General features: G+C 70.1%; 13 protein-coding genes. 9 read left to right on the top strand and 4 right to left on the bottom strand.

Features of this window, described 5'->3' with window-relative positions:
* The first annotated feature begins 4 nt into the window (after positions 1-4).
* Positions 5-424 carry a nucleoside-diphosphate kinase gene (gene ndk / locus K8940_RS12290; RefSeq protein ID WP_223390249.1) on the top strand — a complete coding sequence of 140 codons (420 nt, stop codon included), beginning with the start codon at positions 5-7 and terminating at the stop codon, positions 422-424.
* Between the two features lie 81 nt (positions 425-505).
* Complete coding sequence (locus tag K8940_RS12285) at positions 506-1,147, top strand: YoaK family protein (protein ID WP_223390248.1); 642 nt, start codon at positions 506-508, stop codon at positions 1,145-1,147.
* 5 nt (positions 1,148-1,152) lie between these two features.
* Here K8940_RS12285 and K8940_RS12280 read toward each other — a convergent pair whose 3' ends face one another.
* Positions 1,153-1,791, bottom strand: a complete 639-nt coding sequence (locus K8940_RS12280; RefSeq protein ID WP_223390247.1) for a DedA family protein — start codon at positions 1,789-1,791, stop codon at positions 1,153-1,155.
* 186 nt (positions 1,792-1,977) lie between these two features.
* Here K8940_RS12280 and K8940_RS12275 point away from each other — a divergent pair, with 186 nt between their 5' ends.
* Positions 1,978-2,328 carry a PRC-barrel domain-containing protein gene (locus K8940_RS12275; protein ID WP_223390246.1) on the top strand — a complete coding sequence of 117 codons (351 nt, stop codon included), beginning with the start codon at positions 1,978-1,980 and terminating at the stop codon, positions 2,326-2,328.
* 38 nt (positions 2,329-2,366) lie between these two features.
* On the opposite strand, the gene purN is transcribed toward K8940_RS12275, so the two are convergent.
* Together purN and purM are read right to left on the bottom strand one after the other, a co-directional pair.
* Positions 2,367-2,948 carry a phosphoribosylglycinamide formyltransferase gene (gene purN, locus K8940_RS12270; protein WP_223390245.1) on the bottom strand — a complete coding sequence of 194 codons (582 nt, stop codon included), beginning with the start codon at positions 2,946-2,948 and terminating at the stop codon, positions 2,367-2,369.
* Positions 2,948-3,973, bottom strand: a complete 1,026-nt coding sequence (gene purM, locus K8940_RS12265) for a phosphoribosylformylglycinamidine cyclo-ligase (protein ID WP_223390244.1) — start codon at positions 3,971-3,973, stop codon at positions 2,948-2,950. The genes purN and purM overlap by 1 nt, the downstream gene beginning before the upstream one ends.
* A gap of 137 nt (positions 3,974-4,110) precedes the next feature.
* Here purM and rnd point away from each other — a divergent pair, with 137 nt between their 5' ends.
* From rnd to K8940_RS12245, 4 genes are all read left to right on the top strand, one after another.
* Positions 4,111-5,280 (top strand): ribonuclease D, encoded by a 1,170-nt coding sequence (gene rnd, locus K8940_RS12260; RefSeq protein WP_223390243.1) that lies wholly within the window; start codon positions 4,111-4,113, stop codon positions 5,278-5,280.
* 198 nt (positions 5,281-5,478) lie between these two features.
* Positions 5,479-7,113, top strand: coding sequence for an ATP-binding protein (locus tag K8940_RS12255; RefSeq protein ID WP_223390242.1), 1,635 nt, complete (start codon positions 5,479-5,481; stop codon positions 7,111-7,113).
* Between the two features lie 109 nt (positions 7,114-7,222).
* Positions 7,223-8,524 carry a serine hydrolase domain-containing protein gene (locus K8940_RS12250; RefSeq protein WP_411675553.1) on the top strand — a complete coding sequence of 434 codons (1,302 nt, stop codon included), beginning with the start codon at positions 7,223-7,225 and terminating at the stop codon, positions 8,522-8,524.
* A gap of 121 nt (positions 8,525-8,645) precedes the next feature.
* Positions 8,646-10,133 (top strand): PAS domain-containing sensor histidine kinase, encoded by a 1,488-nt coding sequence (locus K8940_RS12245; protein WP_223390241.1) that lies wholly within the window; start codon positions 8,646-8,648, stop codon positions 10,131-10,133.
* Here the strand turns inward: K8940_RS12245 and K8940_RS12240 are convergent.
* The gene (locus K8940_RS12240; RefSeq protein WP_223390240.1) at positions 10,130-11,029 is read right to left on the bottom strand and encodes a LysR family transcriptional regulator ArgP; all 900 of its coding nucleotides are present in this window, start codon (positions 11,027-11,029) and stop codon (positions 10,130-10,132) included. The two genes, K8940_RS12245 and K8940_RS12240, sit on opposite strands and share 4 nt — an antisense overlap.
* Before the next feature lie 69 nt (positions 11,030-11,098).
* Between K8940_RS12240 and K8940_RS12235 the strand changes: the two genes are divergently transcribed.
* The gene (locus K8940_RS12235; RefSeq protein ID WP_223390239.1) at positions 11,099-11,725 is read left to right on the top strand and encodes a LysE/ArgO family amino acid transporter; all 627 of its coding nucleotides are present in this window, start codon (positions 11,099-11,101) and stop codon (positions 11,723-11,725) included.
* 14 nt (positions 11,726-11,739) lie between these two features.
* Positions 11,740-12,420 carry a B3/4 domain-containing protein gene (locus K8940_RS12230; RefSeq protein ID WP_223390238.1) on the top strand — a complete coding sequence of 227 codons (681 nt, stop codon included), beginning with the start codon at positions 11,740-11,742 and terminating at the stop codon, positions 12,418-12,420.
* Positions 12,421-12,454 lie beyond the last annotated feature (34 nt).

Here is a 12,454-nt window from a genome sequence, read left to right as displayed (position 1 = left end):
TCTCGTGACCGAACGCACCTTCTCGATCATCAAGCCGGACGCCACCCGTCGTAACCTGACCGGCGCCATCAACGCTGTGATCGAGGCCGCCGGCCTGCGCATCGTCGCTCAGCGTCGCGTGAAGCTGACCGAAGCCCAAGCCAAGAAGTTCTACGAAGTGCACGCCGAGCGTCCGTTCTACGGCGAACTCGTGGCCCAGATGACCGCCGAGCCGGTCGTCGTCCAGGTTCTGCAAGGCGACAACGCGGTTCTGAAGTACCGTGAAGTCATGGGCGCCACCAACCCGGCCAACGCCGACGAAGGCACCATCCGCAAGCAATTCGCCCTGTCGATCGGCGAAAACTCGGTCCACGGCTCGGACAGCCTGGAGAACGCGGGCATCGAAATCGCCCAGTTCTTCACCGACGACGAAATCGTCGGCTGATCCCAGCCAGACTTTTCTAGTGACGGCGAGCGGCCGGATCGGTGACGATCCGGCCGTTTTCTTTTGTGGCGGGGCGTTCGGGTGAAACACTACGAGCGAGGCGAGGTGGCGCTGGCGGTCGTGCTGGCCGGCGTGGCCGGCTATGTCGACGCGATCGGCTTCCTGAAGCTGGGCGGGTTCTTCGTCTCGTTCATGAGCGGCAACTCCACGCGGCTGGGCGTGGGCCTGGCGACCGGCAACTGGCACGCGGTGCTGACGGTCGTGACCCTGGTGGGCTCGTTCGTGGGCGGGGTGGTGCTGGGCGCCCTGACGGCGCGGGCGTGTGGCGAGAACCGGCGCTCGCCGGTCCTGGCGCTGGAGGCCGTGTTGCTGGCGGCGGGCGCGGGCCTGCTGGCGCTGGGCTTCGACACCGCCGGCGTGACGGCCGTGGCCATGGCCATGGGAGCCGAGAACGCCGTCTTCCAGCGCAATGGCGACGTGGCCGTGGGTCTGACCTACATGACCGGCGCCCTGGTCAAGGCCGGCCAGCGCATCGCTGGGGCCCTGGTCGGCGGCGAGCCCTCGGACTGGCCGCGCTACGTGCTGCTGTGGACGGGTCTGGCGGCCGGCGGCGCGCTGGGAGCCCTGACCTATGTGACGATCGGCGCCGCCGCCCTGTGGCTGGCCGTGGCCGTGGTCACGGGCGGCGCGCTCTGGGCCGAGCGGCGCTGGCGGTCGGTCTGAGGACGCTAGGCGGCGCGGACGCGTCTGGCGCGCTTGACCCACAGCACGCCCAGCCCGACGGCGAGGATCACGCCCAGGGCCAGGCCGCTGGCCAGGGCCGGATTGCTACCGAACATCTTTAGGTTCCGCGCGGCCAGGTAGCCGGGCGCCAGCAGTGAGATCACCCAGATCGGGGCCGACAGGACGTTGGCCAGCTGGAAGCTCCAGCCGCGCGTGCGCGACATGCCCGCCAGAATGGGAATAAAGGGCCGGGCCGGACCCAGATAGCGGGCCGCGGCGATGGCCAGCACGCCGTGGCGGCGGGTCAGGAGCTTGGCGCGCGCGAGCAGCCGGCGGCCCTTTTTCTTGTCCGAAGGGCCGGCGAACAGCAGGCGGGTCGCCCGGCGGCCGCCCAGGCCACGGCCCATCAGGTAGGAGAGGGCGTCGCCGACGGCCGCGCCGGCGCTGCACCACAGGATCGCCTCGACCGGATGCAGTGCGCCCTGGGCCACCAGGGCCCCGGCGGCCAGCATGACGCCCAGGATCGGGATCAGCAGGCCCACGATCAGCAGGGCCTCCAGCAAGGTCATGGCGAACAGGACCGCGCCGGCGAAACCGGCGTTGTCAGCGGCCACTTTGAAGAGATCGGCGATCCAGGCGTCCATGAACGGCATCATCGCCGCACATGGTGACAAAGTTCTGACCCGCTAGCCTTTACAACCTGTGACACGGGGTCTCACGCCAGGATCAGGCCTTGGCGAGACGCCCGGTGACAAGGGCCAGGAAACCTGTGGCCGGCGAACACGCTATCTCCTGGAGAAACGACAACGAACCACAAGCGCGAGGGCCCCATGCCGCTGACGAAGAGCAAGGACATCCTGGACCAGGATCTGATCGGGCAGGGCGGCGCGAAGCTCGGCCTCATTCGCGAGACCTTCATCGATCTCGACACGGGGCGGATCGAGTTCCTGGTCGTCGAGGCGCCAGGATTAATCGGCGGGTCCGGGAAGTACCATCCCGTGCCCTGGACGATCGTCCGCTACGACCCCATGGCCAAGGTGTTCCAAGCCGATGTCTCGAAAGATCGGTTCAAGGGCTCTCCCAGCTATGACCGGGCGCAGATCGGCAGCGCGGAATACGCCTGGGACGAGCAGTCCAACCGATACTTCGACGTCGCTTCGGACGTCGTCGTCGCGCCCTAGAGGAATTCCGCTTCGCGCCGCGCGCCCGGAAATGGGTCCTAGAGCGTCTTGACGAAGGCGGCCAGGGTGTCGGCGTACAGCCTGTGTTCCTGCTCCAGCACCCGCGCGGCCAGCTTATGGTCGTCGTCGTCGGGCAGGATTGGCACGCGGGCCTGGCCCAGGATCGGACCCTCGTCGACCCCGGCGGTGACTAGGTGGACGGTGCAGCCGGCCTCGACCTCGCCGGCCGCGATGGCGCGGGCGTGGGTGTCCAGGCCCGGATAGGCGGGCAGCAGGGACGGGTGGATGTTCAGCATCCGGCCCGCCCAGGCGTCGACCAGGAACGGGGTGAGGATCCGCATGTAGCCGGCCAGGGCGATCACCTCGATCCGGCGCGCGCGCAGGGCCGCGTCGATGGCCCGTTCGTGGGCCTCGCGGTCCTTGCCGAACGGCTTCTGATCGACGCACAGCGCCTCGACCCCGGCCTCGGCGGCGATCGCCAGGCCGCCGGCGTCCGGCTTGTTGGCCAGGACCAGGGCGATCTCGAACGGGCAGCCGGGGGCCGCCGCCGCACGGACCAGGGCCTCCATGTTGGAGCCCCGGCCCGAGATCAGGACGGCGACCTTGGTCTTGGCCTGCATTACGCCTTGACCAGCTGGCCGCAGATGAAGGCGTCCTCGCCGGCGTTCAGCAGGGCGGCCAGGACCGGCTCGGCGTCGGCTTGCGCGACGATGATGATGAAGCCGACCCCGCAATTGAAGGTGCGGCGCATCTCGTGCTCGGAGACGCCGCCGACCTGGGCCAGCCATTCGAACACGGGGGGCGTCGCCCAGGCGTTCCAGTCGAACTCGGCGGCCAGGCCTTCGGCGATGGCGCGCGGCGGGTTCTCGATCAGGCCGCCGCCGGTGATGTGGGCGCCGCCCTTGACGCGACCCGACTGCAGCAGGGGCAGCAGCGACTTCACATAGATGCGGGTCGGGGCCATCAGGGCCTCGGCCAGAGTCTTGCCGTCTTCGAACGGGCAGGGGGCGTCCCAGGCCAGGCCCGAGCGCTCGACCACCCGGCGCACCAGCGAATAGCCATTGGAGTGCGGACCCGACGAGCCCAGGCCGATGATGATGTCGCCGGCCCGCTGCTTGTCCAGCTTGGGCAGGACGCCGTCGCGTTCCACCGCGCCGACCGAGAAGCCGGCCAGGTCGTACTCGCCGTCGCCGTACATGCCCGGCATTTCCGCCGTCTCGCCGCCCACCAGGGCCGCGCCGGCCAGCTTGCAGCCGTCGGCGATGCCGGCGACCACGCTCTTGGCGGTCTCGACGTCCAGCTTGCCGGTGGCGAAGTAGTCCAGGAACATCAGCGGCTCGGCGCCTTGCGCCAGCAGGTCGTTGACGCACATGGCCACCAGGTCGATCCCGACCGTGGCGTGCATGCCCGCGTCGATGGCGATCCGCAGCTTGGTGCCGACGCCGTCGGTCGTGGTGACCAGCAGGGCGTCCTCGTAGCCGGCCGCCTTCAGGTCGAACAGGGCGCCGAAACCGCCCAGGCTGGCTTCCGCGCCAGGGCGGCGGGTGGCCTTGGCCAGGGGCTTGATGGCGTCCACGAGCGCATTGCCCGCGTCGATGTCGACACCCGCCTGGGCGTAGGTAAGGCCGTTGGGCAGATCGCTCATGGTCGCTCTGGCGCTCGCTCTTTCGTCTGTCGGAGGAGGGTAAGATCCTCCGAACACGCGGAAAATTTGCTTCCCGGGTACGGTGAGCGCGTCTTGACGCTTGCAGACTCGGGGGTGCGCGAGGCTATTAGCAGCGGATGAAGCCGATCACCACCACCGCCGAGCTGGCGGCGTTTTGTAATGCACTCGCGGGCGAGCCTTTCGTCGCCGTGGACACGGAGTTCATGCGCGAGACGACCTACTGGCCCAAGTTGTGCCTGATCCAGGTCGCGTCGCCCACGCACGAAGCCGTCATCGACCCGCTCGCGGACGACATCGATCTGGAGCCCCTGCTGGCGGTGATGCGCGATACGAGCATCCTCAAGGTGTTCCACGCCGCCCGCCAGGACGTCGAGATCTTCAACAATCTCAAGGCTATGCCGCGTCCGCTGTTCGACACCCAGGTCGCCGGCATGGCGGCGGGGTTCGGCGAGCAGATCGCCTATGACGCCCTGGTCCGCCAGATGCTGCGTATCGAGCTGGACAAGTCCAGCCGGTTCACCGACTGGGCCCGACGGCCGCTGACCGACGCCCAGCTGACCTACGCCCTGGCCGACGTCACCCACCTGGCGGCGCTGTTCCCGATTCTGCGCGAACGCCTGGAGACCTCGGGCCGTCTGGCCTGGGTCGAGGAAGAGATGACCGCCATCTCGGATCCGGCCGCCTATGACGTCGATCCGGAAAAGGCCTGGCGCCGCCTGCGCCCGCGCAAGACCGCGCCGAAGTACCTGGCCGTGTTCAAGGCGGTCGCCGCCTGGCGCGAGCGCACCGCCCAGAACCGCGACCAGCCGCGCGGCCGGATCCTCAAGGACGAGGCCATCGACGAGCTGGCCACCCAGGCGCCCACCAGCCTGGAGGCGCTGAACAACCTGCGCGGCGTGCCCAAGGGCTTCGGCGGCAGCAAGTTCGGTCCCGACCTGCTGGCCGCGATCAAGGCCGCCCTGGCCGATCCGGAAGGCTACGCCCCGGTCGTCGACAAGCCCGGTCCGCCGCCGCCCCAGAACGCCGGCGCCGTGGTCGAGCTGCTCAAGGTGCTGCTGAAGGCGCGCGCGGAAGAGGCCGGCGTGGCCTCCAAGCTGATCGCCACGGTCTCGGACCTGGAGAAGATCGCCGCCGACGACAACGCCGCCACCCCGGCCCTGGCCGGTTGGCGCCGCGACGCCTTCGGAGCCGACGCCCTGAAGATCAAGCGCGGCGAGCTGGCCCTGGTGCTGGACGGCGCCAAGGTCCGCGTGGTCGAGGTGCGCCGCGCGCCTCGGGCCGAATAGGACGACCCACCAGAGCGCGGCTTCCTTAAGGAGCCTCGGGTTTTTGAACCCGGATCGAGTTCTGGTAAACGCCGTGCAAAGGTTTGCTGGCGTACTGCGGCGAGGCTTTCGCCCTTTGGGGAGGGCGGGCGCGTCGAGTAGGGGGTCGCGTTGGGTGCGTTCTGGGAGAATCTGGCGGTCGCGTACCGGCCGGCCGCTGTGTCACGACGCAAGCAGGTCTCCCTCAGGCTGTTCGTCGTCCTGGTGTTGGCCGCCCTGGCGCTGGTGAAGCCGGGCATGAACTTCGTGTTCGGCTGGTCGGTCCTCTACCTGATCGTCCAGGTGAGCGAGGTCCTGGCGTTGAACAACTTCCTGCGCCGGGCCAGGCCGGGGCGCGGGACGGTCACCCTGAACCTGATGGCGGATTTCGCGCTGGCGGTCGTGTTCGGCTGGCTGGCGATCCCGGTCTGGGCGACCGGCACGCCGGTCGGGGCCGCCGGGGCGGTGCTGTTGCTCTCCGGATCGATCATCACCGCGCTGATGGGCGCCGAGGGCTGCCTGACCGCCTTCGCCGCGTCGGCCACGCCCCATCTGGCCTATGTGCTGATCACGCCCCTGGTCGCGGGCGGGATCCACGATCCGGTCATGCCGTTCTTCACCGCCGGCGTCGGGCTGTTCTGCCTGACGGTGGCGCTGGTGTTCCTGTGGTCGCGACGGACCCTGGAGGCCGAGCGGACGGCGCGACGCGCCGCCGAGGCCCAGACCGCGGCCAAGTCCGCCTTCGTCGCCATGGTCAGCCACGAACTGCGCACGCCGATCAACGCCATCCTGAACGGCGCTGAAGCCCTGGAGAGCGGTCGTCCGGGGGCTTCGGTGGCCAACGCCGCCCTGATCGCCGACGCCGGCGTGATGATGCGCACCCTGCTGAACGACTTGCTGGACCTCTCCAAGATCGAGGCCGGCCACATGGGCGTCGAGGTGGTCGACCACGACCTGCGCGTCCTGGTCAGCGACGCCCTCGACTTCTGGCGCAAGGCGGCCGAGGCCAAGGGCGTCCGTCTGGAGCTGGAGGGCGCTGAACTCCTGCCGCAATGGGTGCGCGGCGACCCGATGCGGGTGCGCCAGGTGCTGAACAACCTGCTCAGCAACGCCATCAAGTTCACGGCCGAGGGCGCGGTGACGGTCGGCGTCCGGGTCAAGGGACCGGAGATGATCGGCATCGACGTCCGCGACACCGGGCCGGGCCTCTCGGAAGACCAGATCGAGCGCCTGTTCAGCCCCTATGAGCAGGCCGGCGTGGAGACCGCCCGCGCCTTCGGCGGCACGGGCCTGGGCCTGGCGATCAGCCGCGACCTCGCCCGGCTGATGGGCGGCGAGCTGTGGGCGGCCAACACGGCCGAGGGCGGCGCCCGCTTCACCCTGCGCCTGCCGACCCCGCCCGGCGTCGCGCCCGCCGCGCCCGAGCCCCACGAAGCCCAGGCCCTGGCCGTTCGCGCCGAGGCGCCGCTGATCCTGGTGGTCGACGACCACGACATCAACCGCCGGGCCCTGCGCCAGATGCTGGAGGCGTTCGGCGCGCGGGTCGAGACGGCCGAGGACGCCCTGACCGCCTTGGCCATGGCCGAGCGCAACGTGTTCGACGCCATCCTGATGGACGTGCGCATGCCCGGCGTCGACGGGCTGGAGGCCACCCGCCGCCTGCGCGCCAGCCGGGCGAACAAGGCCACGCCCGTCATCGCCGTCACCGGCGCGGTCTCGCCCGAGGAGGTCGCCGCCTGCCGCGCGGCGGGCATGACCGGCTGGGTCGAGAAGCCCGTGAACGCCCGCGACCTCTACGCGGCCCTCTTCGAGTAGCCGCCCGCATTTTCGCCCCACAGCGTCTGCGAACCTGCCTAGAAGACGGGAGGCGGCGCGCGCGAGTCGCGCCCGCGATCCAGGACGGTTTGCAAGAGTACGGGCGGCGGTGTCGGAAGTCGGGACGGAAAACGTCATAGGCCGGAAGCGGCACGCGCAATGGCTGATCGCCGGCGGGGTGCTGCTGGTCATCGTCGGGGCGGTGCTGCTGCCGCGCGCCAAGGACAAGGCGCCGAAGGTCGGTCCGGCCGCTACGGCGGAGGCGGCCCGGCTGCCCGAGACCCCGGCCGACTGGCATGGCAGCATCGACTATCCGGCGCTGGACGGCCGCATCCGGGCGATGATGACGGACCGCTCGATGGAAGGGCTGGCCGTCGCCGTCGTCGAGAACGGCCGCCTGGCCTTCGTGAAGGGCTACGGCGTCACGGCGACCCGCGACGGCGAGCCGGTCGACGCCCGCACCGTGTTCCGCTGGGCCTCGCTGTCCAAGACCATCGCCGGCACGCTGAGCGCCCGCCTCGCCGACGAGGGGACCTTCTCGCTGTCCGATCCGGTGGCGACTTTCAACACCAGCCTGCGTCTGCCCGGCGACGCCCAGAACAACCTGACGGTCGAGCAGCTGCTGTCGCAGCGCACGGGCCTGGGCAAGAACGCCTATGACGGCCAGCTGGAGGATGGGCAGGACCCGGCCCGGATCCGGAACGCGCTGGGCGGGCTGAAGCCGGTCTGCCCGCCGGGCACCTGCCACACCTACCAGAACATCGCCTACGACACGATCAGCGAGGTCATCGCCGCTCGTACGGGCGCGCCCTACGCGGTGGCGGTCAAGAACCGCGTGTTCGGACCGCTGGGCATGACCGGCGCCTCGGTCGGCATGGCGGGCCTGACCTCCGCCGCCCACTGGGCCCGGCCGCACCGCCACGGCGCCGAGCTGAAGCTGTCAGAGGCCTATTACCGCGTGCCGGCCGCCGCCGGGGTCAATTCGACGATCGTGGACCTGGCCATCTGGATGCAGGCCCAGATGGGACTGCGGCCGGACGTCCTGCCGCCGGCGGTGCTGGACGCGGTGCAGCGCCCCCGCGTCGCCACCGGCCGCCCCTATGGCCGCCTGAACATCGCCCGCGAGCTGAAGAGCCCCGGCTACGGCCTGGGCATGCGCAGCTTCGACTACAAGGGCCACCACCTGATCGGCCACAGCGGCGGCGTGTCGGGTTACCGCTCGACCATGATGTTCGATCCGGCGACGAAGACCGGCGTGGTCATGCTGTGGAACAGCGACGCCAACCTGCCTTTCCGCTTCCAGGCCGAGTTCTTCGACCGCGCCTACCGCCTGCCGTTCACCGACTATCTGGACCTGAAGAGCGGTTCGCCGACCTCCAGTCCGGCCGAGGTCTCGGGCGATCAGGGCTGACCATCCTGCGACTGTTTGGCGCAGGCGACTGGTAGCGTGATCACTCTTGGCGGGGCCGCATCCCGCCGTCTAAACTGCAACCATGGGGCGCGTCTTGGTCCCGAGCACTTCCAGGAGACGAATGGGCGCGGTCGTTAAGGACAAGCTCTGGGAGATCATCGGCCAGTCGGATCGCTCGCCGATCTGCGCGTTCGATCATGACTTCCGGCTGATCGGCTTCAACCAGGCCCACAGCGACGAGTTCTTCCGGATCTACGGATATCGGGTGAAGCTGGGCGACGTCTTTCCCGATCTCTTCCTGCCCGAGCAGGCGCCGACCATCCGCGGCTTCATGGCCCGGGCCCTGACCGGCGAGGTGTTCAGCGTCGTCGAGGAGTTCGGCGATCCCAATCTGGACCGGCCCTACTGGGAGATCTGGTACGCGCCGCTGCGCGACGAGACCGGCCGGATCATCGGCGCCTTCCATCACGCCCAGGACATCTCGGCGCGCCTGCGCCTGCAGCTTGACCTGTCGGCCACCCAGGACGCCCTGCGCCAGGCCCAGAAGATGGAGGCCGTGGGCCAGCTGACGGGCGGCATCGCCCACGACTTCAACAACCTCCTGATGGCCATCGTCGGCAATCTGCAGCTGCTGGCCAAGCGGATCTCCGAGGACCATCCGGGCTGGCGCTTCGTCGACAGCGCCGCCTCGGCCGCCGACAAGGGCTCGAAGCTGACCAGCCAGCTGCTGGCCTTCTCGCGGACCCAGAAGCTGAACATCCAGCCCGCCCCTTTGGATCAGGTGCTGGAAAAGGCCCGCGAGCTGGTTCGCACCGCCTTGCCGCCGGCGATCGCCATGGACGTCGCGCTGGACGGCCACGAGGCCTTCGTCCTGACCGATCCCGACCAGTTGGAGCTGGCGATCCTGAATCTGGCGCTGAACGCCCGCGACGCCATGCCCGACGGCGGCGCGCTGCGGATCGAGAGCCGCGCCGACGGCGCCGACCACGTGCTGGTCCGCGTCACCGACACCGGCATGGGCATGACCCCCGAGGTGGCCCGCCAGGCGGTCGAGCCGTTCTTCACCACCAAGGAGCGCGGCAAGGGCACGGGCCTCGGCCTGGCCCAGGTCTACGGCTTCGTCACCCAGTGCGGCGGGACCCTGCGCATCGACAGCGCGCCGGGCGCCGGCGCGACGATCGAGCTGCGCCTGAAGCGAGCCGAGGCGCCCAGGGCGTCCGTGGTCGAGACCGAGGATCGCCCGCTCGAGGTGGTCGAGGGCGAAGGCCAGGTCGTGCTGGTGATCGACGACGACGACAGCGTCCGCGCCGTGCTGGTCGAGACCCTGAAGGGCGCCGGCTACAATGTCGTCGAGGCGTCCGACGGTCACCAGGGGCTGGCCAAGCTGGACGAGGTCAAGCCGGACGTCGCGGTCGTCGACTTCCTGATGCCGGGCATGAACGGCGACGAGGTCGGGCGGCGGCTGCAGCGGAGCCTGCCGGAACTGCCGATCCTGTTCGTCAGCGGCTACTACGACACCCTGGCCCTGGACGGCATCAGCGGCGCGGCCGTGCTGCGCAAGCCGTTCGACGACCGGACCCTGCTGAGCGCGGTGGCGGGCGCGCTCTAGGCCGGGGGCGCCAAGGTTTCCGCCGCGGTTGTCCGGATGGCGTGGGTCAGGCGGTCCAGCAGCCGGGCCGACAGCCGCGTGCGCTGCCAGTAGAGGGACACCGAAATGCGCTGCCCCGGCGGCAGCTCGACCAGGCGTCCGTCGGCCAGGAGCGGCGCGGCCAGCACCTCGGGCGTCGTCGCCCAGCCCAGTCCCGCCAGGGTCATGTCCAGCATCCCCGGCGTAGACGGCGCCCAGTGCGTCGGCGGGGAAATCTCGACGCCCCAGGCCTCGCGCACCCATTGGGCCTGCAACTGGTCGCGCCGATCGAAGCGCAGGATGGGCGCGGTCTGGAGGCTGTCGGCGTCCACGCCGCCGGCGAAGAAGCGCGCCATGTACGCCGGGCTGGCCACCGCCTGGTAGTGAATGGTCCCCAGCGGATAGGTCTTGCAGCCGGAAACCGGCGCCGGATCGGCGGTCACGGCGGCCAGCACCTCGCCGGACCGGAGGCGATCGGCCGTATGGGCCTCGTCCTCGAGGACCAGGTCCAGCATCGCCCCGGTCTCGGCCGCGAAGGCGGCGGCGGCCTGCGGAAACCACGTGCTGACGCTGTCGGCGTTGACCGCCACCCGGATGGTGGAGGGCTCCAGGGCCGGACCGGCGAGGCCTGGCAGGTCGCCGATGACCTCGCTTTCCAGAAGCCGCACCTGTTCGACATGGGCGCAGAGCTTGACGCCGATCTCGGTCGGCCGGCAGGGCGCGCCTCGGGTCAGCAGGATCGCGCCGACCCGTTCCTCCAGTCCCTTCACGCGCTGCGAGACCGCCGAGGGCGTCACGCCGAGCGCGACGGCGGCGCGCTCGAAACTGCCTTCACGGGCGACGGCGGCCACGGCCGCCAAGGAGGCGTAGTCCAGCATTAGGCTTCCTAAATCAGGCTTAGAAACCTGAGTTAGACTACACTGGGCGCGGCGGGCATCAAGTCGCCCATGACCGACGCGCTTCTTCCCGCCTTCACCAAGGGCTTCGTTCTCTCCGCCGGGCTGATCATCGCGATCGGCGCCCAGAACATGTTCGTGCTGCGCCAGGGGCTCAAGCGCGAGCACGTCGCGCCCATCGTGCTCTTCTGCGCCCTGGCCGACGCGACCCTGATCGTGGCCGGCGTCAGCGGCCTCGGCGGTGTTCTGGCGCTGGTCCCGAGCCTGTCGCGCGTGCTCAGCCTGGGGGGCGCGGTCTTCCTGAGCTGGTACGGCGTCTCGGCCTTGCGCCGGGCGGCCAGGCCGGCCGCCCTGGTCGTGAGCCGCGAAGCGGGCCTGACCTTGGGCGCGGCCCTGGCCGGGACGGCGGCCTTCACCTTCCTGAATCCTCACGTCTACATCGATACGGTCATGCTCATGGGAGCGGTCGGGGCGAGCCTGCCGCCGATGGAGCGGCCGCTGTTCATGGCCGGCGCGGCGCTGGCCAGCCTGACCTGGTTCTCGTCGCTTGGCTTCGGCGCGCGCTTCTTGGCGCCGCTCTTCGCCAGGCCGATCGCCTGGAAGGTGCTCGACCTCGCCGTCGGCGTCATGATGCTGGCCCTGGCCGCCAGCCTGGCGCGCGGCGCGCTGGTCGCCTGAGCGGGGAGGACCTGATGTCGTTCATTCCGACCATCGCGCCCGAGATCCACGCCCTGCGTCCGGATTTCACCGCGCTCAGCATTCTCGCCGAGAGCGTCCCGAACACCGAGAGCGACGCCCACAGCCTCGCGCTGCTGAGCCAGGCCTGCGCGGCGCTGAACGCCGCGCCCTGGGCCGACGAGCATCTGGCGGCGTGGCGCGACGCCTATCGGGCCTTCGGGGCCAAGCCGCAAAGAACGCCGTGCTCGGCCGAGGCCCTGCGGAGCCGCGCGCTGCGGGACGGCCAGTTGCCCGCCGTCAACGCCGTGGTCGACCTCTACAACGCCATCAGCGTCCGCTACGCGATCCCGGTCGGCGGCGAGGACGCGGCGGTCTATGACGGCGCGCCGTCGCTGATCCGCGCCATCGGCGGCGAGCCGTTCGATACGACGCGGGACGGCCAGCCGAAGGTCGAGCCCGTCGACCCCGGCGAGGTCGTCTGGCGCGACGCCAAGGGCGTGACCTGCCGGCGATGGAACTGGCGCCAGGGCGTCCGCACCCGCATCGGCGCCGGGACGACCCGCATGTGGTTCGTGCTGGAGCGCCTGGAGCCGATGCCGATCGAGGCGTTGCGACAGGCCGCCGCCGAACTTGTCGAAGGCCTGAAGCGGCTGGGGCCGAACGTGACGGCGTCGACGGTGCTGCTGAGGGGGTGAAGGAGGGAGCGTCGGCTTTCGACCCTAGTCGTAC

The organism is Caulobacter segnis (assembly GCF_019931575.1).
In the GTDB taxonomy this organism is placed as follows: domain Bacteria; phylum Pseudomonadota; class Alphaproteobacteria; order Caulobacterales; family Caulobacteraceae; genus Caulobacter; species Caulobacter segnis_C.
Note: the sequence above shows the minus strand (reverse complement) of the source record. Positions and strands in the feature narration are given on the sequence as shown.